The following is a 22,645-nucleotide window of genomic DNA, read 5'->3' as shown; positions in this document are numbered from 1 at the left end:
CGTGTGTCTTCGCTGTCCCCGCGTAATTAAACGGCCGACACTCGTATCCGGCAGGTAGTTGACGCGGGGGACACTGGTACGCGTATGGACGGACGACCCCCCGACGCCGGCACGGGCACCGGCGTCGCCCTCGTCGTCGCCGGTGCGGCCCTCTTCGGGACCCTGGGCATCTTCGGCGAACTCGCCCGCGCCGTCGGGCTGTCGACGGCGACCCTTCTCGGCGGCCGCTTTCTCGCCGCGACGGCGATTCTCTGGGGCTATCTCGCCCGCCGGGGGTACGAGGTTCGCCTCGCCCCCCGGACGCTCGCCGCCGAACTCGGCCTCGGCCTCGTCTACGGTCTCATGTCGATTGCCTACTTCGAGAGCCTGGCGTGGCTGTCGGCCGGCGTCGCGACGCTCGTGCTCTTCACCTACCCGGTACAGGTGACGCTCGTCTCGGCGGTCACGCTCGACGAATCGGTGACGGTTCCGAAGACGCTTGCGCTGGCCGCCGGACTCGGCGGGGTCGCGCTCGTCGCGGGCGGCGGCGTGGCGTTCGGCCTCCCCGGATTCCTCCTCGTCGGCGTCGCGTCGCTCGCCTACACGGTCTACTCGATCGGCACCCGCGTCATGGTGGCGACGGTTCGCCCGCTCGTCCACGCCGCGTACGTCTTTCTCGGCGTGACGGCCGCCGTCCTGCTGTACGGGGTCGGGACGGGGACGCTCACCGTGCCGACGGCGCCGGCCGACTGGGGCCTGATCGCCGGCATCACCGTCGTCGGGACGCTGTTCCCGATGATCCTGTTCACCGCCGGTTTGGCGCGCATCCCGGCCAGCACGGCCAGCATCGTCAGCACGAGCGAGCCGCTGACGACGGTCGTCCTCGGAATCGTCCTCCTGAGCGAGCCGCTCACGCCGGCTATCGCAGTCGGCGGGGCGGTATCCTCGCGAGCGTCGTCCTCGCGTCGCCGGCGACCGAGCGCGTCGTCGGCGACTGGTTGCGCGGGCGCCGGAACCGAACGGAGGGGTCGGACGGGTGAGCGAGTTGACGGCGGTCCGCCGGAACGAACACCCGGACCTCACGCTGATGGAGACGGTGGTCCGGGACCGGAGCCAACGGTCCATCCCATCCGCGAGGCGGGGACGGAAACCGACTCGGGGAGCCACCACTTCGTCGTCCGGTCCGAGTCGTTCGAGCGCTTCGACGCGGCACGAAACGGCTCCTGCTGGCGACGGTGGCACGCGACGACTAGTCGGCCTCGCCGTCGTCGACGTCGATCCGACCCAGAAGCTCCCGCTTCGAAGCCGGGCTGATCGTGATTCCGGCCGCCTCCAGTCGCTCCTTGGCCGCCCGGGCGTACGCCGACCGGACGGCGAAGATGTCCTGTCTGCGTGGGTCTTCGATCCAGTAGTGGACCCGTAGCACCACCGCGTCGGCGCCGAAGTCGTCGACGTACGCCTTCGGCGTCGGCTCGGCCACGATGTCGTCGACGGCCTCGGTGGCCGCGGTGAGGTGATCGAGCGCCGCCGCCACGTCCGCCTCGTAGGCGACGCCGACGTGTTCGACGATCCGGTACCGTCCCCGGCCGTACGGTCGGGTGATCGCCTGCCCCGTCAGGAGCGTGTTCGGGACCGTGACGAGTTCGCCGTCGGGCGTCAGGACCCGCGTCACCCGGAGCGTGATGGACTGGACGGTCCCCTCGTGGTCCGCCCACTCGACGTAGTTGCCGACGTTGAACTCGGGGTCGACGACGAGGACGAGACCGCTGACGATGGAGCCGATGACGGTCTGGCCGGCGACGCCGACGGCGAGAGTCCCGGCCGCGATGACGAGCGCCGAGTCGCCGATGAACCGGCCGTAGCCCGCGGTGCCCGCGGCGACGAAGAAGGCGACGACGAGGGCGAGCAGGCGGACGTACCGGGAGACGGCCTCCTGAATCGTCGGGTTGTTCCGGTTGCGCCGGCGGACGAACCGCGCGACGAGCGGTTCGATCACAAACCACCCGACGAGGACGACGGCGACGAAGCCGGCGACGAACCACACCGCACGACGGGCGAGGTCCCAGTAGGCGGCGAGACCCCCCGGGCCGACCACGGGTGTCGGCGCCGACGTGGCCGTCTGGAGTGCGACTTGGAGCATACGGGCGACACGGCCGGGCGGTACAAAGCGTCTCGGCCTACTCCGTCGTGTTGCCGTCCGGCGGGTCGAGTTCCGCGGTCAGTTCGTCGGTGGCGACGTGGGGAGCCTGCTCTCGAAGGCGGCCAACGACCTCCCGGGTCTCGATCAGCGACGACCCCGCGACGGCCCGAACCAGCGCGGCGGCCCGCTCCCGGCGGGTGTGGCGCCACGACGCCGCCCGCGATTCGTAGGTACGGATCGCCCGCAGGAAGTCGATCTTCGAGAACTCCGGCCAGTAGGGCGCACAGAAAAAGACCGCGGCCTCGTTGCCGTTGGCGTGCCACGGCAGGAAGTTGCTCGTTCGCTCGTCGCCGCCGGTGCGGACGATGAGGTCCACGTCGCGGACGGGTCGGGCGTAGAGCCGGCGTTCGATCTCGGTGGCGTCGACGTCCGCGGGGTCGAGGTTGCCGTCGGCCACCGCCCGCAGCGTGTCGCGGGCGGCGCCCAGCAACTCCGCCCGGCCGCCGTAGGCCAGCGCGACGTTCAGCCGAAAGCGGTCGTACCCCGCCGTCCGCTCCTCGGCGTAGGCCACGGCCTCGCGAACCCGGTCGGGCAGGCGGTCGACTTCGCCGAGCGCCCGGATACACACCTCGTTCTCGTGGACGTCCTCCTTGTCGGCGAAGCTCCGCAGTTTCGACTCGATGAGGTCGAACAGGTGTTCGCGCTCCGCGGGCGGGCGCTCGAAGTTCTCCGTCGAGAAGGCATAGAGCGTGAGCTCGTCGATATCGAGTTCCTGACACCAGCGGAGCACCTGTTCGGTCGTCCGGGCGCCCTCGCGGTGGCCGTCGGCGGCCCCGTTGCCGCGTTCGCGGGCGTACCGCCGGTTGCCATCCTGGATGATGGCTACGTGGTCGGGGGTGCCGTCGATGTCGCGCCGGAGGAGGCGCTCGTAGGCGCGTTCGATCAGGCGACGGACCCGCGCGTGCATACCCGTGGTGTCGGCACCGTCCGGTATGGGTCTTTTGACACGCGACGGCGGTGACGACAACCCCTATTAGCCTCGGGCGTCTGTGATGTCACGATGAGTGACGCCGACACGGCGGCGGGGGATTTCGATTTCGAGCACGTCCCCGTCACCGACCAGTCGTTCGAGAACGCGCTGGCGAACGCGCGTGACGGCCACCGGCTCACCGTCGACGACGGGGTCGAACTCCTGACGACCGGGACGGATCGCCCGGGAATCGACCCCGTCCGGAAAGAACGGGTGCTGGAGGCGGCCGACCGGCGCCGCGCCGACGTCGTCGGCGACGACGTGACGTTCGTCGTCAACCTCAACAACAACGTCACGACGGCCTGTGACACCGGCTGTCTGTTCTGTAACTTCAAGGACCGCGCGTCGGCGTTCGAAGCCGACGCCCCGGACGACCACGGCGGCTTCACGAAGACGCCCGCCGAGTCGCGACGCGCCGTCGAGGCGGCGGTCGACCGCGGTATCTCCGAGGTGTGCTCGGTCAGCGGGCTCCACCCCGCGTTCGCCCTCGACGCCGACCACCGCGAACTGCTCGACGCCGTCGAGGACCCGGAGCGCGTGAACTACCGCCCGCCGGAGGCGTACACCACTTCGCCCGGCACCTACGCCGAGCAGATCCGCGCCATGTCCGTCGACGGCGTCCACGTCCACTCCGTGACGCCCGAGGAGGCCTATCACGCTCGCCGTGGCACCGACTGGTCGTACGAGTCGATCTACCGCCGCCTGCGTGGGGCGGGCCTCGACAGCGCGCCCGGCACCGCCGCCGAAATCCTCGTCGACGAGGTGCGCGAGGTGATCTGTCCGGCGAAGATGGACACGGGCGAGTGGCTCGACGCGATGGAGGGAGCGATGGCCGCCGGCCTCCCCGTCACCGCGACGATGATGTACGGCCACGTCGAAAACGAGATGCACCGAGCCATGCACCTGAAACGGGTGCGTGACCTGCAGGACCGAACGGGCGGGATCACCGAGTTCGTCCCCCTCTCTTTCGTCCACCAGCGGACACCGCTTTACGACCGCGGCCTCGTCTCCGGCGGCGCCACCGACGCCGAGGACGAACTCATGATCGCCGTCTCCAGGCTCTTTCTGGACAACATCGAGAACATTCAGACCTCGTGGGTGAAGTTCGGTGACGAGAAGTCGCTGAAGACCCTCTCCTGTGGCGCCAACGACTTCATGGGGACGCTCCTCTCCGAGGAGATAACGAAACGCGCCGGCGGCGACTACGGCGAGTTCCGGTCCGTCGCCGACTACGTCGACATGGTGACAGCCATCGGTCGCCGGCCGGTCGAGCGCTCTACCGACTACGAACGGCGCCGACCGATCGACCCCGACGACGCCCCCTACGGCCCCCGACTCGGCCCCCGGGCCGACGGGACGCCGATGCTCGATCGATCGCCCACCCCGGCGGACGACTGAGCATGATGGCGACGACGCACGCGGCCGTCGGACTGTTGCTCGCGGTGCCCCTAACGTTCGTCGCGCCCGAACTGGCCGCCCCTGCCGCCATCGCCGCCATCGCCGGCGGCGTCTTCCCCGACCTCGACCTCTTCGCCGGCGTCCACCGCAAGACGCTCCACTTCCCCGACTACTACTGGCTGGGGGCGGTCCCGGCTCTCGCCGTCGCCGCCCTCCGGCCCTCGGCCGTGACCGTTGCCGTCGCGTACTTCCTCCTCTCGGCAGCCGTCCACTCCGTCAGCGACACCTTCGGCGCGGGCACCGAACCCCGGCCCTGGGAGCGGACCTCCGCCGAGGCGGTCTACCTCCACTCCCGGAGCCGGTGGCTCCGCCCCCGCTACTTGGTTCGCTACGACGGCGCCCCCGAGGACTACCTGCTCACCGTCCTGTTCATGTCGCCGGGGCTGATCCTGTTCGACCCACCCGTCGGTCGCGTCGCCCTCACGTTCCTCGTCGTCGGCGGCGCCTACACGCTCGTCCGCAAGCGCCTGCCGGACCTCGAAGAACGGCTCCTGTGACCGCTCACGGGGCGTCCGCGACGGCGCGATACCGCATCCCGGCGTCGTCGTCGGCGCCGAGCGCCGCCCGGATCGCCGGTCGGAGCCACGTCCCCGGCGCGCCCTCGACGCCCGCCCGCCGGACGGTCGGGGGCAGATACCGCTCGTGGGTCGGCAGGCGCTCCCGGAGGGGGATACCCGCCGTGGCGGCGAGCGATTCGAGTTCCTCGAGCGCCGGCCACGCGTACTCCGGGTTGATGTAGTCGTCCGTGACCGGCGAGACGCCCCCCAGGTCGTCGACGCCGCAGTCCAAGAGCTCTCGGGTCGGCGAGAGGTTCGGCGGCACCTGTACGGACACTTCCGTAGGCAGCGCCGCCCGCGCCATCGCCGCCGTCTCGCGCATCGTCTCGACGCTCGGCCGCTCGAAGTCCGAGCGCTCGTTCGGAACGACGTTCTGGACGATCACCTCCTGGATATGGTCGTAGCGGTCGTGGAGTTCGCCGATGGCGAGTAGGCTCTCCGCACGGTCGCGGCGATTCTCGCCGATGCCGACCAGAATCCCCGTGGTGAAGGGAACGCCGGCCTCGCCCGCGGCCCGGATGGTGCCAAGCCGCCGCTCCGGGGTCTTCTTTCGCCCGCCCGAATGCGCGCTCACGTCCGCCGTCGTCTCCAGCATGACGCCCATGCTGGCGTTGACCTCGGCCAGCCGATCCAGTTCGTCTTCCCGCAGGTCGCCGGGATTGCTGTGGGGGAGCAAGCCCGTATCGAGCGCCATCTCGCAGGCGTCGTAGAGGTAGTCGAGTACGTCGTCGTAGCCCCAGTCGTCGAGTTGGTCGTGAACCCCCGAATAGCGCTCGTCCGGCGCGTCGCCGAACGTAAAGAGCGCCTCGGTACAGCCGGCGTCGGCGCCAACCTGTAGCTGTTCGCGCACCGCTTCGGGCGGCATGAGCGTCGCCTCGCCGGGGGGGTCATAGAAGGTGCAGTAGGTGCAGGTGTACCGGCAGGCCGTCGTGAGCGGCAGGAAGACGTTGCGCGCGAAGGTGAGTTCGGACGCCGGCTCCACGTCGGCGGGCGTCACGTCGAGGAGGGCGTCGGTCGCGTCGGCCTCGACGAGGGTCTCGGGGGCGACCCGTTCGTCGTCGGTCTCCGGCGCCCGTGTCATGGTCCCGCCTCCGCGCCGGACGGTGAAAAACCTCACTCCGTCCGGACGACGCCGACCCGTCCCTCGCCGGCGTCGAGTTCGAACCGCTCGCCCAGCCACGCCGCGGCCTCGCCCTCGCTGTGGAGGAGCACTTCCACGAGGTCCGCGGGTTCGTCCACGTCCGTCGACAGTCGCATCGAGTCGACGACCGCCACGTCGGCACCCACCGCCCGGGCGACACGCCGGTGATCGCGGTAGGAGGCGCCGTGGAAGTCGACGCGGAAGTCGGGGTGGGACACGACGAGGGCGTTCGTCCCTCCGCCGCGTCCCGGCGCGATGGTCACGTCGGCCGCGACCGCGGCGTCGACCAGACGGTCGACGGCGGCGGGCGTCAGGAGCGCGAGGTCCGCGGCGACGACGCCGAGGGGGTCGTCACCACCGAGGCGGGCGTTCACGGCCGCCGAGAGCGGGCGGTCGTCGACGGTCACCGGCACGTCGGCCGTCGCTACCGGCCCCGTCGCCACGACTTCGGGGTCGTGGCCAGCCTCGCGGCAGGCGTCGAGTACGTCCCGAAGCATCGCTCGCGCGAACGTCGCGCGTTCCCCCGGATCGAGGACCCCGTCGAGGCGGGTCTTGGGCCGTGTCGCCTCGAACGGGACGAGAAGTCGCATTACCCGAGCGGGTCGTCGGGCCCCTGCTGGGAGCGCCAGTAGAGGACACCGCCCACGACGACTGCGAGAACGAGCAGTCCACCCACCGCGTAGATGATGGTCCGTCGAGTCCGACTCGACTGCGCGGCCTGATTCGCCCCCTCGGCCGCGCGGTTGGCGAGGTTGGTCGCCACGTCGAAACTGCCGTCCTCGTACGCCGCGATGGCGTCCTCGTAGTTGGCCTGGGCGTCGCTGGGGTTCGCGCCGGCGGCGCGGGCGTCCTCGATGGCGCTGCCCGCTTCGTCGATGGCCTGTCGGGCCGAGTCGCTCGACTCGGTGTAGTGGTGGCTGCGCCAGGTGTCGATGGTGCTACTCGCGCCCCCGGACTGCCCGCGGGTGAGTTCCATCATCGTGAACCGCTGGGGCGGGTCGTAACTGTACGACTGGATTTCGGGAACGGTCCCCGTGACGCGAACCTCGATCTCCGCTATCCCGTCGCTCGCGGCGACGTCGACCCCCGAGAACGACTGCCCGGTGGGTTCGATCAGGTTCACCTGCGACCCCGTCTGGTCGTAGAAGACGACCGTCCACGACACGTCGGTCAGTTCGGTCGTCCCGGAGAGCTGCCACTGCTCGCTCTGTGGGTTCCGATACAGTTCGTCGAGGGTGATCGTCGCCGATACCTGCGTGCCGACCTGTCCCTCCTCGGGAACGTCCTCGCCAGTGACGGAGACTGCTGCCGCCGGGACGGCCGCGGCGAGCAGAACGACGAGTGTGGCGAGGACGACCCTAGAAGAGCGATTCCAGTTCGTCCTCGTCATCTTCGACCAAGTTCTGTAGATTAGCTTCGCTCTCTTCGCGGATCTCGTTGATGTTGTCCTGTGCCTCGATGGCGACCTGCTGGAGCTCCTTGATGCGGGGCACGTTCGTGACGCCGGACAGCAGGATGGCGGAGGCGACGAAGTCGCTGTTGTTGATGGGGTAGTCGCCGCCGCGGACCTCCATACTGCCGGTCTGCTCTTCGAGCCACTTCCGGCCGCGCTCGATCCCCTTCCGGTTGAGGTAAGCGGAGGGCCCGGCCATCACGAGGAGGGCGCGTTCCGTGCCGTCGATCTCACAGGGGAGGGTCAGGCGACCGAGGGCGGCCTTGCGAACGAGGCTGGTGATACGATTGGTCGTGTTGGCGGAGTCGAGCTGGTCCTCGATGGACTCGTCGTTGCCGGTGAGCTTCGAGAGCAGCCCTCCCGACTTCCCCTTGCGCTCGACCGTCTCGCGGGCGTAGCCGACGGTGGAGACGCCGCCGCCCGAGAGCGTGTTGATGATCTCGGAGCTGTCGACGACGGACTCGGCCACTTCCTGTCCCTTGCGGACTTCGCCCGCGCCAAAGAGGATGCCGAACCGCTTGACGATCTCCTCGTTGATCTCGTCGTAGCCGCTCTGGACGGACTCGCCGGTCTGTCGCCAGGCGTCGTTGTCGAAGACGAGGAGGTTGTCGACTTCGTTGACGAGCGTCTGGAACGATCGGGCGGCGTTGAGCGTGTAGATTCCGCCCTCGTCGCTGCCGGGGAGGATGCCCAGCCCGTAGACGGGTTCGGTGTAGATGCGCTTGAGATGTTTCGCCAGGACGGGCGCTCCACCGCTCCCGGTGCCCCCACCGAGGCCGGCGACGATCAGGAAGGCGTCGACTTCGTGGACCGGGATGCCGTCGATGGCGCCCTGAACCTCGCCGATGTCCTCCTCGGCGACCTCCGCACCGAGTTCGTTGTCAGCGCCCACCCCGTGCCCTTTCACTCGGGACTGGCCGATGAGCACTCGTTGCTCCTGCGGGATGTGCTCCAGGCCCATCAGGTCGGCTTTGGCCGTGTTGACCGCGACCGCCGCGCGGACGATCTCGCTCCCGGTCCGCTGGTCGTACTCCAGGAATTTGTCGACGACCTTCCCACCGGCCTGTCCGAACCCGATCATAGCCAGTTTCATAGTTTCAGACCCCTCTTCATTGGGAAGAACCCAAGCGGAAAACGGACATAAACCTTGTGGGCGATGGCGGCGTACTGCCGGGATTTTCGCGGACGAATCGCCCGACGACGATCGGATGAACGGTCCGTGCTCCCTGTCAGACGCGCGTCTGCCGTCCGTCAGCGCTCGGCCAGGTAGTCGCCGAGGGTCGTCAGCTCCGACTCGTCGACGCCGAAGGCCTCGACGTCGTTGTGTGCGGTCGTATTGTCGAACTGGAGCGAGCGGTACTGGTCGGCGCCCATCGGCGCGCCTGGGAGCGATCCCAGCACCGACAGGCCGATTTTCGCCATCGCCATCGGGACGGGGACCACCGTCACCGGACGCCCCTCGTTGCCGTGGACGAGTTTGGCGATATCCGCGAGCGTTCGCTTCTCCGGCCCGCCGAGTTCGTATACGCCACCGTCGTACGTCTCGTCCTCGACGGCGTCGGCGAGCATCGGGGTCAGATCACCGATCCAGATGGGTTGGAACCGCGTCTTGCCCCCGCCGGGCAAGGGGGTGAGATACGGCGGGGCGAGTTTCTTCGTGAACGGGACGAACTCGCCCCCGTCGCCGAAGATGACCGACGGCCGGAAGACGACGTAGCGCAACGACGACGATTTGACGATCTCCTCGGCCTCGCCTTTCGCCCGGATATAGGCCGTCGCCCCGTTCGGATCGGCGCCCAGCGCGCTCATCTGGACGATCTTCTCGACGCCCGTCTCCTCCGCCGCGTCGACGACGTTCCGGGTGCCCTGTCGGTGCACCGTATCGTGCATCGAATCGCCGCCGGAGGGCTTGAACAGCGGCGACAGCGCGACCAGATTGACCACGGCGTCCATCCCGCGCATCGGTTCGAGCAACGAGTCGTACGCCGTCACGTCGCCCATCGCCTTCTCGACGCCGCCGGGCAAATCGCCCTCGTTCGGCCGCCGCGAGAGTGCGGTCACCGAGTGTCCGCGCGCTTTCAGTTCGCGGCACAGGTGTCGGCCGACGAACCCGCTCCCGCCGGTTACAAGAATCTTCATAGCCTATACATTTCGGCGTATCGACCTAAAGCTAACGCGCTGTGAACCGTTCACACGACGGATAGCACCCCGACCACGACGGCATCGCATTCGTATCAGAAATCGAATATATAGTGACGCGCCGCCGACCCGGACGGTTAAACGGCCCCCGTGGTATGTGCCAGTATGCTCCTCACGCTGGAGGGTCTCGACGGCAGCGGCAAGACGACGGCTTGGCGGGCGCTTCGCGACCGCTACCCCGATGCCGTCTTCACGCGCGAGCCGACCGACTCCTGGTACGGCGAGGCCGTCGCCCGCTCCATCGCCGACGCCGACGCCGATCCGCTGGCCGAACTCTTCCTCTACACCGCCGACCACGCCGACCACCTCTCCCGCGTGATCCGCCCGGCGCTCGACGAGGGATCGCTCGTCGTCTCCGACCGCTACTCCGACTCACGGATCGCCTACCAGGCGGCGACACTCGCCGACCACCTCGACGACCCCCTCGGATACGTCCGCTCGATTCACGAGCCGTTTTCGCGCCCGCCCGACACGACGCTGTATCTCGACGTCGACCCCGACACCGCCGCCGAGCGAAGCGGCGGCACGAACAAGTTCGAACGCGCCGACTACCTCTCCGTCGTCCGCGAGAACTACGAACGACTGCTCGCGGACGACCCCGAGCGGTTCGTCCGCATCGACGCCACGCAACCGCCACAGGCCGTCCTCGACGATGTCCTCGACGCCGCCGACCGCCTCATCTAGCGCCCCGTCGTCTCCGGCAACTCGTACTCCTCGGGCGAGGGAACGTACAACACGTCGATGGTGACGCCGAGGCCCATCGGCAGTCCGATCATCAGGCCGAGGACGGCGGCCGGACTCCCCAGGTTGACGCCGACGCCGAGGCTGAACGTGACGATGGTCGTCACGACGAGGGCCACGGGCACCAGCAACGCGGTGTAGACGACTGTCCCCCACTGTGTCTTGAGTTGGAGGCGGAAGAAGCGGGTCATGACCGCGGCGAGGAACGTGTTCCCGGCGAAGACGGCGGCCATCAGGGCGAAATCCAGAATCGTCGCCATGCCGGTAGTAGACACTCGATCGGCTTTGGCCTGTCGACTCCTACCGTTCGCCCGCCTGCCGCGCCCGGTCGACGAGGCCGTCGACCGGTTCGACGTAGTCGTAGCCGGGGATAATCCCCTGGACGTAGGTGCCCTCGACGTAGTTGATGATCGCCGCCGCGTCGTCGACGCCCCGCCGCTCGTCGATGTCGGTGAACCCGAACTCGACGACTACCTCGCCAGCGGTCAGGTCGACGGCCGGGTCGAAATCGTGGTCGCCGCGCACGACGCCGTCGACGTCGCCGACGCGGAGTTCGAACGTCTCTAGCCAGCCCTCCTCTACCACCGCCGCCACGTCGCCGTCGACGGCCGCCGAGAGCGACGGCACCCGAACCCGCACGGCGTAGTCGATCCGTCCCTCGCTGTCCACCGCGTCGACCACGGCGTCGAACGTCGTCGTCGTCGACTCGAATCGGCAGTCGCCGGCACGCTCGAACCCGCCGTGGTCGCGGAACGCCCGCGCGGCCCGTCCGGCTGTCTCGGTCATACCCCTTGCAGGCGTCCCGTGGTCAAAAGTCCCTCGCGTTCGTCCCGTCCACCGCTTTCGGCATCCCCACCATCCTGCCGACGGCGGCACGCTTAAGTTTCTCCCCCCGTTTGTGTTAAGTGACGCTTCGTCTGGAGGGCCGAAGCGTCAGCGGGGACCAATTCAGGGCGGCAAGCGATCGGACGGGCCACTTTTTGCCCGTCCAATCGCTTTTCGCTTTCCGTTTACGACTCCCGAGCCGGGGGCTCGTCGTGTACTCGATGCGAGGGAGGGGATTCGAACCGGGCCGAGACTCGCTTCGCTCGTCTCGTCGGGCTGCGAATCCCGACGCACTCGCTCGGCGCCCGTGGGCGCCTCACTCGATGCGAGGGAGGGGATTCGAACCACGGTCGTTTCACTCCCTGATTCGAATCCTTCGGCACACTACACGCTCGTCACCTTCGTTCGAGCGGCAGTGCGAGGGAGGGGATTCGAACCACGGTCGTTTCACTCCCTGATTCGAATCCTTCGGCACACTGCACGCTCGTCACCTTCGTTCGAGCGGCAGTGCGAGGGAGGGGATTCGAACCCCCGAACTCCTACGAGAGCGGGTCTTAAGCCCGCCGCCTTTGGCCTGGCTCGGCCACCCTCGCCCGACTGTTCGTTTCCTGCTCCCCCGCAAATCGCTTTCGGTCCGTGGAACCGTCGGCCGGTTACGCGTCGGCCTCGCCGTCGGCTTCGTCGAACGTTCGGAACTCGACCGACGCCCCGAGAATCTCCGCGAGCGACGCCACCGTGTCACGAAGCTCCCGAATCTGTTGTTCCTGCCGGCCGACCCCCGCCGCGAGTTCCTCGACCGACGCTTCCAGCGTCTCCATCTCTCCCTGCAGGTCCTCGGGCACGTCCTCCGCCAACTCCGCGACGGTCTCTTGGACCTCCGCGGCGTCGTCCGCCGACACCAGCCCGTGTTCCGACGGGTTGGTGAGCATCCGCCGGTGCGACAGAATGGCCTCCGAGACGCTCTCGCTCCCGTCCGGCAACCCGATTGTCAGCGGTTCGACTTCGCCGACGACCGCGCTCTCGCTCTCCGACTCGTCCACCTCGTCGACCATCGTCGCCTCGGCCGTCCCGTTCGTCTCGGTTTCCTGTTCCGCAGGATCGATTTTCATACGTCCACTTTCGGACCGTCGGCTGATAAATTGTCGTCAGACAATAGTAAGAACGGCGACACGAGCGCCGACACGACACCGCTCACCTCCCGTCCCGGTAGCACGCCTCGACCCGGCGATCGAACGCCGTCGCGATGTCGTCGGTAACCGGCCCGCCGCCGACGGAGGCGTCGTCGACGGTCGCCACCGGACGCACCTCCCACGTCGTGTTCGTCAGGAACGCCTCGTCGGCGGTCCGAACCGCCTCCGGAGCGTAGCTCCCCGTCTCTACGGGCACCCCCAGTTCGGCCGCCAGGTCGAGGACGACGGCCCGCGTCACGCCCGGCAGGATCGGTACGGCGACCGAGGGCGTCTTGAGCGTCCCGTCCTCGACGAAGAAGACGTTGCTCGTCGCCCCCTCCGCGACGGCGCCTTCGGTGTCCCGGACGAGACATTCGTCCGCGTCCGTCCCCCGAAGCTCCAGTCGTGCCAAAATCCCGTCGAGGTAGTTGTGCGTCTTGGCGTCGGCGGGCATCGCCGCCTCCGGAATCCGCCGCCGCTCGACCGTCCGCACCTCGGCGGGGCCGTCCCACACGGACTCGCCGTCGACGCCGCTCCGCGGGAGTGGCTTGACGATCACCACGACCGAGGGGTCCACCGTCTCGGCCGGCGTCAACTTGCCGGGCTGGGCCCCCCGCGTCACAGACGCGCGGACGTACGCGTCATCGAGGCCGTTCGCCTCCAGCGTCGCCAGTATCCGTTCGTCGAGGTCGGCGGGGACGGCCCCGGCCATCCCCACCGTCTCGCAGGTGCGTTCCAACCGGTCCCGGTGGGCCTCCCACTCGAACACCGTTCCGCCGTAGGCACGACACGTCTCGAAGGCGGCGTCGCCGTAGAGAAAGCCCCGATCCTCGACGCTGATCGTCGCCTCGCTCGCGTCGACCAGCCGGCCGTTCACGTGGTACTGCACAGGTCCAGGAAGTTTCGGACGAGCCGTTTTCCGTCCTCGGTCAGGATGCTTTCGGGGTGGAACTGGACGCCGACGTGCGGTTTCTCGCGGTGGCGGACGCCCATCACGACGCCGTTCTCGTCGTCGGTGTGGGCCGTCTCGGTCAGTACGTCGGGCACGTCCCCGCGCCCGACCGCGAGCGAGTGGTACCGACCCACGTCGATCCGATCGGCCAGTCCGGCGAAGACGCCTTCGCCGTCGTGCCGGACCGTCGAGCGTTTGCCGTGGACCACCTCGGGGGCATGGCCGACCGTCGCGCCGTGGACCGCACACAGCGCTTGGTGGCCGAGACACACCCCCAGCGTGGGGTAGTCGAGGTCGGCGAAGACGGGCATCGACACGCCCGCGTCCGCCGGCGTGCCCGGCCCCGGCGAGACGACGATGCCGTCGGGGTCCAGATCACGAATCCCCGCCACGTTCACCGCGTCGTTCCGGCGGACGACCACCTCCGCGGCCGCCTCGCCGACGTACTGGACGAGGTTGTACGCGAAGGAGTCGTAGTTGTCGACGACGAGGATTCGAGTCATCCCCCGACCTCCATCTCCATCTCGTCGCCGAGAGCGGTGTCGACCGCGTTCACCAGCGCCCGCGCCTTCGCCAGCGTCTCGTCGTACTCGCGGTCGGGCACCGAGTCGTGGACGACGCCGCCGCCGACCCGGAGGTGGTACTCGTCGCCGTGGCGGACCAGCGTCCGGATGATGATGTTGAGCGTCGCCCGCCCGTCGAACCCGATGGCGGCTATGCTGCCCGTATACGGCCCGCGCCGCCGCGTCTCCACCTCGTCGATGATCTCCATCGTCCGTGGTTTGGGCGCGCCCGTGATCGTGCCGCCGGGGAACGTCGCCCCGATGGCGTCGCCGAGGTCGTACCCCTCGGCTAGCCGCCCCGTCACCTCGGAGACGAGGTGGAACACCTCCGAGTATCGATCCACCCGGCGGTACTCGTCGACGGTGACCGACCCGTACTCGCTCACTTTCCCCAAGTCGTTGCGTTCGAGGTCGACCAGCATCGCGTGTTCGGCCCGCTCTTTCTCGTCGCTCCGCAGGTCGCCTTCGAGACGGCGATCTTCGGCGCCAGTCTCCCCCCGGGGTCGCGTCCCCGCGATTGGCTCCGTCCGCAGGCCGTCGCCGTCACGTTCCAGGAGGAGTTCGGGGCTCGCGCTCACCAGATCCACGCCGGGGAACTCGACCAGCCCCGAGTACGGCGCCGGATTCACGTCCCGGAGCGCGGCGAAGACGTCGACCGGGTGGACCGCCGCCGGTGCCGTCAGCCGATGGGAGATGTTCGCCTGGAACGTGTCGCCGTCGCGGATATACTCCTGGACCCGCCGCACGCGGTCGGCGTACGCCGCGCGGTCACAGGAACTGGTAAAGCTCACCGGCCCCGTCGCCCGAGGGTCATCCACCGACGGATCGCCCGTCGTCGCCACTTCGGCCAGCGCCAGCGCGCGCTCGACGCCCCGGTCGTAGGCGGCATCGGGGTCCCCGTCCACGCGCGGCGTCGCGACGATCCGAAGCGTCGACTCGCCCGCCCGCCACGCCGCGAGGCAGGTGTAGCGCGCGAGCTGGAGGCGCGGCAGGCCGCGGTCGTCGACCGCCGACGACGGCAGGTCCTCTATCTCCCGCACCGTATCGTAGGAGAGCCAGCCGAAGAAGCCGCCGGGGTAGGGCACCTCGCAGCCGCCGCGGGCGAGCGATTCGCTCGCCACGAGGTCGGTGATGGCGTCGAGGGCACCCGCTCCGGACACTTCCCGAACGAAATCCGGATCGACGCCGAAGTAGCCCCAGCCCGGCTGGCCGCCCGAGGTTTCGAAAAACACCGCGGGGGCGTCACTCCGCGCTCGTCGATACGCCTCGAACGGCTCCGCGTCCAGCCGAACGACGACCGGGACGCGTCCCGGCTCCGCTCCGCGTGCCGTCTCGCGGAACTCGTCGCGCGAGGTGACGACCGTCGGTCCGCCGCTCGTGTCGCTCACGTGCCTCCCTCCGTCGCGTGGTGACGAGGTGTAGCCGCCACCACTGCCGCCTCCTCAACGATCCACATCGACGAATTCGAGGCGGACCTCGTCGAGCGGCTGGTCGTTCGGATCCGTCTTCACCGAGCCGAGCTCCTCGACCACGTCCATCCCCTCTACCACCTCGCCGAAGACGGCGTGTTCGTCATCGAGGTGTGGCTGCGCGTCGAGGGTGATGAAAAACTGCGAGCCGTTGGTGTCCGGGCCGCGGTTGGCCATCGAGAGGACGCCCGGCCCGTCGTGGCGGAGGTCAGGGTGGAATTCGTCGTCGAAGGTGTAGCCCGGGCCGCCCCGCCCGGTCCCGGTCGGATCGCCACCCTGGATCATGAACCCGTGGATGATCCGGTGGAAGGGGATGTCGGCATAGAGCGAGTCGCCGCGAATCTCGCCCGACTCCGGGTCCTCCCACGTCACCGTCTCGGGAGCGGGGTCGTCGCTCGCCGCGGGGTCGTGTTCGGCGAGGTTGACGAAGTTCTCGACCGTCTTCGGGACGCGATCCGCGAACAGTTCGACCGTGATGTCGCCGTGTGTCGTATGCAGCGTCGCAGTCGGATTGCTCATACCAACCCCTTGCGGTCCGGCGGGATAACGTTGCTGTCCTGTGCCATCCGGCCGGCCGTCAGTCGGCGCCGGCTGTCGCGGGTTCCACCGTCACGTTCGCTGCCCCGTCGCCCGTCGAGGACCCGTTGCCCGTCGACGGTTCGTCGGTCACGTCCGGCGGCGCCTGGTAGTCGCCTTCGATCATGAACTCGGCCACGTACGCGACCAGCCGCTCGTTGTCGGCGACGCGGTAGCGATCACCGCTCATGAACGTCTTGTCGCCGAGCAACAGGGCGTTGTTCCGCCGGACCACGAGCGGATACTCGCCGGTCACCTCGTCGCTCCCGGACTTGTGGGTGTTCGGCGCGCTCCGGAGGAGTACCGTCCCGTTCTGGGCGGTGACGGCCGCCGCCGTATACACCGCCGCGCGGTCGATACCACCTAGTCCGCCCTCGCCCGTCGGTTGTGCGATGACGTGTTTGAACGTCCCGTCCGCGTTCTCCTGGTTGTAGAGATACTCGGTATCGACGCTCATCCGGTACCGCGAGGCGAGTGCCGTGAGCCGGCTCTCCTGGGTCTGGATGCTCGCCCCGAACAGGCCGGCGCTGACTGCCGTCCGATCCGGCTCGCCGATCATCACCAGTCGCCCGCCGTTGCCCGTGAACTGCCGTACGTCGTCGATGTCGCCGGACAGATACTCCGAACTGGGGTCGATCACGAGGAACGCGTCCGCGTCCTCGAGCGCCGTCGCCAGGTCGCCGTCGGTGTAGAACTCGACGTGGTAGCCCTCGCGAACCAGCGCGTCGACCAGAGGCTCGATATCCGAGCGGGTGAACCGGTTGCCGTGTCCGCGGTCGATGACGACCGTCCCCGTGTCGTCCGCGGAGGCGGCGGGGTTCGCCTCGACGGTCCCCGTCGCCGCCAGCGTCTGGGGCACCACCTCGTCGGGGTTGTACTCGGGGTTCTGGAGCGGCTCCCGCTCGTCGTCGTTCCCCAGGAGTGCCGGGCCCCCGGCCGCGATGGCGACCACGACGGCGACGGTCAGGACGAGGACGACCAGCCGTTTCCCCAACTCACGCCACATTGGCGCCTCCCGTGGTGCCCGTCGCCGCAGCCGCGGGGCCGCCGGCCGAGTCGTTCGTCGCCGGCTCCACGTACGCCGCCGGCACCATCAGGAACACCGGCCCCGACGGCTCCTCGCCGTAGAGGTACGCCGCCGAGACCATCGTCTTGTTCGGGGCGGTCGAGGCGATGTAGTTCGAGCGCGAGAGGAAGCGCGCCGTTCCGTCCGGGCGCATGACCCGCACGTTGTAGTTGTCGAGTCCCGCCTCGTTGGCGGCGTGTTCGACTGCGGCCTGGCGCCCGCCGATGGAGTCGACGAGACCGTTCTGGACCGCCTGCGTTCCGCTGTAGATGCGTGCCTGTTCGAGTTCGGTCCGCGAGAGCTCTAGCCGGTCACCGCGTTGCTCGAAGACGGCGCTGATGAAGGCGTTACCCAGAGATTCGAGGATGTAATTGAACTCGCGTTCGTCGCCGCCGGTCAGCTTGTTCGGTCCGGTCGTGGAGATGATGGTGGTGGGCTCGAGCGCCGTCGGCGTCGTCGCCAATACCCCGACACTCCCGACGGTCGACGCCGGCTTGGCGTAGATGTGGTCACTCGGCGCGATGGTGTAGTACGCGCCGGAGGCCGCCGCGGCGTCGACGCTCGTGATCAACGGCATCTCCTGGGCTGTCCGCTTGGTCTGGAGATACATCTCCTCGCTGGCGGCGGCGCCACCACCCCCGCTGTTTACGAGCAACACGACTGCTTTCACGTCCGGATCTTCACGGGCCTGTTGCAGCATCGACGACACGCCGGCGGCGGTCCCGCCATCGATGGTCCCGGCGACGGGGACGACGGCGACCGTCCCTTCCGAGGACGTGGCGTTCCACGCCACGGGTGCCAACGCGAGGCCGACGATCACTCCGATGACGACGAACAGCACGTAGGAACGTGCGATTCGCGTCAGGAGGGCCCGTATTCTGCTCGCCATAGCGTACGTCAAGGTGTACCACTACAAAAAACGTCGGGCGCCGTCGCTCACAGCGGCGAAAGTTCGGCCAGCAACTGCACGCCACGGAGCGCTCCCGCCCGGGCCGCCGCCTGCCCCCTGAGCGCGCCGACTTTCGCGTAGTAGCCGCTCTTTCGCGCTGAGCCGATCGCGTAGTGCCGGGCCGAAGTGGGGATCGGCTGGCGGCGGCCCCGCATCCGCGTCGATCCGTTGCGAACACCGTCAAGCACCGCCGCCCCGTCGATGTCGGCCCGGTCGACGCCGTCGAAGGCGAGTTCGGTGAACGCCCGGCCGACGTGGGGGACGGAGTGGGCGTCGCTCGCCGCCAGCGCCGGGTAGCCGTGTTCGACGGCGAACCGCCGCGCCCGACGGTTCCGAAACCCCGTGAACAGCCACGAGTTGAACACCTCGACCGCGTCGCAGTCGACGAGGTGTCGCCGGGGCACGCCGTGGCGACTCCGCTGGAACGGGTGGGGGACGACCGCCACGCCGCCGTGGTCGCGAACCCATGCGACGGTTTCGTCGAGGGGCGCGCGCCGCGGCGGCATCTCGGAGACGCCGATGGCGAGCAGGTGGCCCACCGCCGTCGACACCTCGACGCCCGGAATCCCGATCAGGCCGTAGTCGGGTGCCAGCGCCGCCGCCCGGAGCGACTCGTGGATCACGTCGTGATCGGTGACGACGATGCCGTCCAGCCCGATTTCGGCCGCCTGCTCCAGCAGAAGCTCCACGGGGTCGTGGCCGTCGTAGGAAGCCTCCGAGTGGACGTGCGGGTCGATCCGGAGCGTCGTCTGACTCACACCGTACGTTCGTCGGCGGACAGGATAAGCCTCGTGGCTTCGCTCCACACAACAGCTACGGGGCGGCCGACGCAACGTGGGCCCGATGGTCGAGACGGCTCGCGACTGGTCCCCGATCGAAATCGTACAGGCCCTGATCGTCGCCTCGATGGCTCTGTTCGGACTGCTGACTGCCATCTTGCCCAAAGGGACGTTGCTGTACGTCGGGCTCGGATTCGGCCTCAGACTCGTGGCCCTCTCCGGAGCGATCAGCTACTACCGGGTTCGAGCACGCGACCGGTAGCTATTCTGCCGCTGTCAGCGACTCGCCGAGCACGTCCCGGACCGTCGCCGTCTGGTCGTCGTTCAGTTCGACCAGCGGCGGGCGGACCGCATCGTCGTCGATGACGCCGCGCTCGACCAGCGCCGCCTTCGTCGTCGGCGCGAAGCCATACTCCAGCGACGTGTTGAACAGGGGCGCGATACGATCCAACTGGAGGTCACGGGCGCGGTCCATGTCGCCGGTGGCCGCCGCGTCGATGGCCTCCGCCATGAGGCCGGGGAGGTAGTTCGACACCGCGTTGATGCCGCCGGTGGCGCCCATCGACACCGCGGGGACGAGCTGGCTGTCCCACCCCTGGAACAGGTGGAACTCCTCGCCCGTTCGCCGGACGATTTCGAGCAGATGCGTCAGGTCGCCGCTCGTGTCCTTCATGCCCGCGAGCGCCCGGTGGTCCGCCACCGCCTCGACTAGGTCGGCGTCGATGGACTGCCCGACACAGGAAGGGATGTTGTAGAGGATAACGGGGAGCGACGCGTCGTCGAGGACGGCGCGCAGGAACCGCTCGTTGCCCGCGGGGTCGTTGGCCCCGTGGAAGTACGGGAGGACGACCAGGACGGCGTCGGCGCCGCAGTCGGCCGCGATGTCGATGCGCTCGAGCGTGCCGGCGACGCTCGTCGCCCCAGCGCCGGGAAGGACGGGTGCGCCGTCCGCCGCGTCGACGCTCGCCGAGACGACCGTCCCGTACTCCGCGTCACTGAGGCTGGCGAACTCGCCGGTCGTCCCGCAGGGGATGAGGCCGTCGGCTCCCCCATCGAGCACGAACTCCGCGAGGTCGGCGACCGCCTCGGCGTCGACCGAACCGTTCGCGAAGGGCGTGACCGTCGGGACGAGCGCCGTACCATACTCCGAGTCGGCGGGTGGGGTTGGCATAGTGATTGCCGTCTCGGCACGCGAGCAGTTAGGCGTTCCCCTCGGGGGATGGGTCGGCGTCCGCCCCCGACCGGCCGAACGCGGCATGGAGGCGCTCTTCGGCCGTATCGAGGACGATCAGCGTCGGCGGCAGCGTCGCCAGTGCGGCCACCAGCGTCAGGAAGATGACCCCGACGGTCAGGAAGCCGAAATCGGAGAGGATGGGGAACGGCGAGAGCGTCAGCGCCGAGAAGCCAAAGACGGTGGTCATCCCCGAGACGGAGATGGCCTTGCCGACGCGGGTGCCCGCTATCTCGACGGCGTCGAGTTTGCTCGCACCCGCTCGTCCCTTCTCCTCGTAGTAGCGCTCCATCACGATGATGGTGTACTCGGCGCCGATGCCGACCGTCAACGCCCCCAGCGAGGCGCCGAGCGGGGAGACGGGAATCGACAGCGCCGCCATGTAGAGGTTCTGCCACCCGATGACGAACAGCATCGGAACCAGCGGTGCCACCGCCTTCACCAGCCGCCGGTAGTAGAGCAACAGGAGCGCGAAGATGAGGGCGACCCCCAGCCCCGTCGTCACGTTCCGGCTCTCGATCTGATCGACGATCGAGGGCGGCGAGATGGCGGCCGTGCCGGTGAGTTCGACCTGCACGCCCGGCGGCGGGTTGCTGAACGAGATGACCTCGTTCACGTTCGAAATGAACGAGAGCGTCTCGCCCGTCGTCATGTCCTGGGCCGCGACGACCGTGATGTGGGCGTAGCCGTCGTTGTAGTATCTGGCCCGCTCCTGGGCGGGGACGCGGTCGAGGACGCGCTCGACACCCGCTTCGGTCTCCGGAATCTCCCCGCCGTTGTACTGCTTGACGAGCGTCGCCGGCGAGTCGACCCCTTGGACGAGCGGCGCCCCGACGGCCGTCCGCTCGAACCGATCCATCCACCGTAACACCGCCGGATGTCTGAGGTCGCTCCCGAGTACCATCACGTCGTACTGGACGGCCGTTCCGCCGCCGGTCGCCGCCCGGAACTGCTGGAGGTCGACGTAGGCCGGCAGGTCCTGGGGGATGAACTCCTCGGTGTCCGCCAGGGTGTCGAGCTCCGATCCGGCCTGGAAGCCCGCTCCCATCAGCAGGATGGCGACGAGCAGGACGACCCCGGGGTTGGCCGCCAGCGCTCGCGAGGTGCGTCCGAGCAGCCGCCCGAGTGCGCCGACGCGTTCGGAGTCGGTGGGGTCGGCGGCGTCCGGCTGTGCGACCCGCTCCGGCTCCGGGGCCGGTTCCACCGTCGCGTCCGGCTCACCGACCGCCTCGTCCGACGCCGTTTCGTCGCCGTCGTTTGCGTCCCCCGTCCACCCGCCGTCGGCGAGTTCGCGGAGGCCGAGTTCGCCCAGCCCGCGCCGTCGGAGTCGGGCGTACAGCGTCAACACGGGCAGCAGGACGATCAGGCCCGCGAGGAAGGTCAGCAGGACGCCGAAGATGGAGGTCTGGGCGAACCAGACGAACGCGGGCGTCCCCTGAGTCGAGATCCAGGTGGCGCCGAAGCCGAGCGCGGCGGCGAGCATCGCGACGAACACCGGCGGACCGATGCCCGCGAGCGCCCGCGGAAGCGCCTGTCGCGGCGGTGCCGTCTCCAACTCCTCCTCGTACCGTTCGTGGAACTGGACGGAGTAGTCGATGCCGAGGCCGATCAGGATGGGGAAGACGGCGCTCGTGAGCGTCGAGTTCGGCACGCCGGCGTAGCCGATCGCGCCGAACGTATAGAGCACCCCCACGAACACGGCGACGATGGGCAGGAGTCGCAGCCGCACGCCACGGAAGATGAAAAAGAGCGCGACGATCATCAGCCCGACTGCGAGGCCGAGCAACTGGTTCGTGCTCTGCTGGATGAGCACCGAGAGCTGCGCCGAGAAGGCGGCCGAGCCGGTGATGATCACGCCGACGCCCGCGGGGAAGCGCGCCCACTCCTCGGCGGACAGCGACTCGGTGTAGATGGGTCGCTCCTCGGGTTGTGTGAGGCCGGGATCGAACACCACCTGCACGAACGCCAGATCCGGCGTGCCGAGGACGCGCTCGATTTTCGCCTGAGAGTCCGGAATCCGGCCGTACTCCGCGCGCACCCGGTCGGCGGGACTGGAGACGTACGCTACGTCGTCGACCGCCGACATCCGGTCGTCGAAGCGGGCCATCGCCCTGACCGTCGCGGGGTCGGTGACCTCACCTCTCACGAGGACGGATATCGACCCGCGGTCGAAGGCGTCGTCGAACTTCTCGAGGGTCGGATTCTCGGCGGTGAACGCCTGATCGCCCGTGACGCTGGTGATCTGTGCCGCGCCGCCGAACGCCGTAACGAGGAGGACTGCGGCGATCAGAAGCGTCGCGACCGGGTGGGCCTGAATCTCGTGGCCGACGGTGCGGAACAGCCGGCGGAGTCCCGACACGTCAACACC

At 68.8% G+C, this 22,645-nt stretch carries 24 protein-coding genes and 1 tRNA gene; 5 read left to right on the top strand and 20 right to left on the bottom strand.

The genetic code is table 11. The features are described from left to right. Positions 1–84: 84 nt before the first annotated feature. Positions 85–1,293, top strand: coding sequence for a DMT family transporter (locus HALNA_RS14925; RefSeq protein WP_049937128.1), 1,209 nt, complete (start codon positions 85–87; stop codon positions 1,291–1,293). Here HALNA_RS14925 and HALNA_RS14920 read toward each other — a convergent pair. Both HALNA_RS14920 and uppS read right to left on the bottom strand, forming a co-directional pair. Then, positions 1,229–2,119: a mechanosensitive ion channel family protein gene (locus HALNA_RS14920; protein WP_049937127.1), complete on the bottom strand. Its 891-nt coding sequence runs from the start codon at positions 2,117–2,119 to the stop codon at positions 1,229–1,231. The genes HALNA_RS14925 and HALNA_RS14920 overlap by 65 nt on opposite strands. A gap of 37 nt (positions 2,120–2,156) precedes the next feature. After that, entirely contained in the window at positions 2,157–3,086 is a 930-nt protein-coding gene (uppS, locus tag HALNA_RS14915; RefSeq protein WP_049937126.1) for a polyprenyl diphosphate synthase, read from the bottom strand. 93 nt (positions 3,087–3,179) lie between these two features. Here uppS and cofH point away from each other — a divergent pair, with 93 nt between their 5' ends. Both cofH and HALNA_RS14905 read left to right on the top strand, forming a co-directional pair. Further along, positions 3,180–4,547, top strand: coding sequence for a 7,8-didemethyl-8-hydroxy-5-deazariboflavin synthase subunit CofH (gene cofH, locus HALNA_RS14910; RefSeq protein WP_049937125.1), 1,368 nt, complete (start codon positions 3,180–3,182; stop codon positions 4,545–4,547). Positions 4,548–4,549: 2 nt separating this feature from the next. Continuing rightward, on the top strand, positions 4,550–5,104 hold the full coding sequence (locus HALNA_RS14905; protein ID WP_049937124.1) for a hypothetical protein: 555 nt from the start codon (positions 4,550–4,552) through the stop codon (positions 5,102–5,104). A gap of 4 nt (positions 5,105–5,108) precedes the next feature. Here the strand turns inward: HALNA_RS14905 and cofG are convergent, their stop codons facing one another. From cofG to HALNA_RS14880, 5 genes are all read right to left on the bottom strand, one after another. Further along, a complete protein-coding gene (gene cofG, locus HALNA_RS14900) occupies positions 5,109–6,245 on the bottom strand; it encodes a 7,8-didemethyl-8-hydroxy-5-deazariboflavin synthase subunit CofG (protein WP_049937122.1) in 1,137 nt (378 codons plus the stop codon). A gap of 32 nt (positions 6,246–6,277) precedes the next feature. After that, on the bottom strand, positions 6,278–6,895 hold the full coding sequence (gene cofC / locus HALNA_RS14895) for a 2-phospho-L-lactate guanylyltransferase (protein ID WP_049937121.1): 618 nt from the start codon (positions 6,893–6,895) through the stop codon (positions 6,278–6,280). Continuing rightward, the gene (locus HALNA_RS14890; RefSeq protein ID WP_049937120.1) at positions 6,895–7,695 is read right to left on the bottom strand and encodes a hypothetical protein; all 801 of its coding nucleotides are present in this window, start codon (positions 7,693–7,695) and stop codon (positions 6,895–6,897) included. Before HALNA_RS14890 ends, cofC begins: the two co-directional genes overlap by 1 nt. Continuing rightward, positions 7,664–8,851 carry a tubulin/FtsZ family protein gene (locus HALNA_RS14885; protein WP_211226027.1) on the bottom strand — a complete coding sequence of 396 codons (1,188 nt, stop codon included), beginning with the start codon at positions 8,849–8,851 and terminating at the stop codon, positions 7,664–7,666. The genes HALNA_RS14890 and HALNA_RS14885 overlap by 32 nt, the downstream gene beginning before the upstream one ends. A 158-nt stretch (positions 8,852–9,009) precedes the next feature. Continuing rightward, positions 9,010–9,897, bottom strand: coding sequence for a complex I NDUFA9 subunit family protein (locus HALNA_RS14880; protein WP_049937119.1), 888 nt, complete (start codon positions 9,895–9,897; stop codon positions 9,010–9,012). Between the two features lie 165 nt (positions 9,898–10,062). Between HALNA_RS14880 and tmk the strand changes: the two genes are divergently transcribed. Next, positions 10,063–10,641, top strand: coding sequence for a dTMP kinase (gene tmk / locus HALNA_RS14875; protein WP_049937118.1), 579 nt, complete (start codon positions 10,063–10,065; stop codon positions 10,639–10,641). Here the strand turns inward: tmk and HALNA_RS14870 are convergent. The 11 genes from HALNA_RS14870 to HALNA_RS14820 form a co-directional block, all read right to left on the bottom strand. Further along, positions 10,638–10,958 (bottom strand): hypothetical protein, encoded by a 321-nt coding sequence (locus tag HALNA_RS14870; protein ID WP_049937117.1) that lies wholly within the window; start codon positions 10,956–10,958, stop codon positions 10,638–10,640. The two genes, tmk and HALNA_RS14870, sit on opposite strands and share 4 nt — an antisense overlap. 40 nt (positions 10,959–10,998) lie before the next feature. Further along, positions 10,999–11,484, bottom strand: a complete 486-nt coding sequence (locus HALNA_RS14865; protein ID WP_049937116.1) for a DUF5813 family protein — start codon at positions 11,482–11,484, stop codon at positions 10,999–11,001. A 547-nt stretch (positions 11,485–12,031) separates the two neighbouring features. Next, a tRNA-Leu gene (locus HALNA_RS14860) sits at positions 12,032–12,116 on the bottom strand. 60 nt (positions 12,117–12,176) lie between these two features. Then, positions 12,177–12,632 (bottom strand): hypothetical protein, encoded by a 456-nt coding sequence (locus tag HALNA_RS14855; protein WP_049937115.1) that lies wholly within the window; start codon positions 12,630–12,632, stop codon positions 12,177–12,179. Positions 12,633–12,714: 82 nt separating this feature from the next. Then, positions 12,715–13,581: an aminotransferase class IV gene (locus HALNA_RS14850; RefSeq protein WP_049937114.1), complete on the bottom strand. Its 867-nt coding sequence runs from the start codon at positions 13,579–13,581 to the stop codon at positions 12,715–12,717. After that, positions 13,566–14,147: an anthranilate synthase component II gene (locus HALNA_RS14845; protein WP_049937113.1), complete on the bottom strand. Its 582-nt coding sequence runs from the start codon at positions 14,145–14,147 to the stop codon at positions 13,566–13,568. Before HALNA_RS14845 ends, HALNA_RS14850 begins: the two co-directional genes overlap by 16 nt. Then, on the bottom strand, positions 14,144–15,595 hold the full coding sequence (gene pabB / locus HALNA_RS14840; protein ID WP_049937112.1) for an aminodeoxychorismate synthase, component I: 1,452 nt from the start codon (positions 15,593–15,595) through the stop codon (positions 14,144–14,146). The genes HALNA_RS14845 and pabB overlap by 4 nt, the downstream gene beginning before the upstream one ends. A 54-nt stretch (positions 15,596–15,649) precedes the next feature. Further along, complete coding sequence (locus HALNA_RS14835) at positions 15,650–16,195, bottom strand: peptidylprolyl isomerase (protein ID WP_049937111.1); 546 nt, start codon at positions 16,193–16,195, stop codon at positions 15,650–15,652. 58 nt (positions 16,196–16,253) lie between these two features. After that, complete coding sequence (locus HALNA_RS14830) at positions 16,254–17,258, bottom strand: motility-associated ABC transporter substrate-binding family protein (protein WP_049937110.1); 1,005 nt, start codon at positions 17,256–17,258, stop codon at positions 16,254–16,256. Next, positions 17,248–18,207 (bottom strand): S49 family peptidase, encoded by a 960-nt coding sequence (locus HALNA_RS14825; protein ID WP_049937109.1) that lies wholly within the window; start codon positions 18,205–18,207, stop codon positions 17,248–17,250. The genes HALNA_RS14830 and HALNA_RS14825 overlap by 11 nt, the downstream gene beginning before the upstream one ends. Before the next feature lie 47 nt (positions 18,208–18,254). Then, on the bottom strand, positions 18,255–19,025 hold the full coding sequence (locus HALNA_RS14820) for a PHP-associated domain-containing protein (RefSeq protein WP_049937108.1): 771 nt from the start codon (positions 19,023–19,025) through the stop codon (positions 18,255–18,257). An 85-nt stretch (positions 19,026–19,110) separates the two neighbouring features. Here HALNA_RS14820 and HALNA_RS14815 point away from each other — a divergent pair, with 85 nt between their 5' ends. Then, positions 19,111–19,308: a hypothetical protein gene (locus HALNA_RS14815; RefSeq protein ID WP_049937107.1), complete on the top strand. Its 198-nt coding sequence runs from the start codon at positions 19,111–19,113 to the stop codon at positions 19,306–19,308. Here the strand turns inward: HALNA_RS14815 and HALNA_RS14810 are convergent, their stop codons facing one another. Then, positions 19,309–20,217, bottom strand: coding sequence for a dihydrodipicolinate synthase family protein (locus HALNA_RS14810; RefSeq protein ID WP_049937106.1), 909 nt, complete (start codon positions 20,215–20,217; stop codon positions 19,309–19,311). Positions 20,218–20,245: 28 nt separating this feature from the next. Beyond that, positions 20,246–22,636, bottom strand: a complete 2,391-nt coding sequence (locus tag HALNA_RS14805) for an efflux RND transporter permease subunit (RefSeq protein WP_049937105.1) — start codon at positions 22,634–22,636, stop codon at positions 20,246–20,248. Positions 22,637–22,645 lie beyond the last annotated feature (9 nt).

Origin of the sequence: Haloplanus natans DSM 17983 (genome assembly GCF_000427685.1) — an archaeon.
Classification (GTDB): domain Archaea; phylum Halobacteriota; class Halobacteria; order Halobacteriales; family Haloferacaceae; genus Haloplanus; species Haloplanus natans.
The sequence above is the reverse complement of the archived record's forward strand: the minus strand, read 5'-3'. Positions and strand labels throughout refer to the sequence as shown.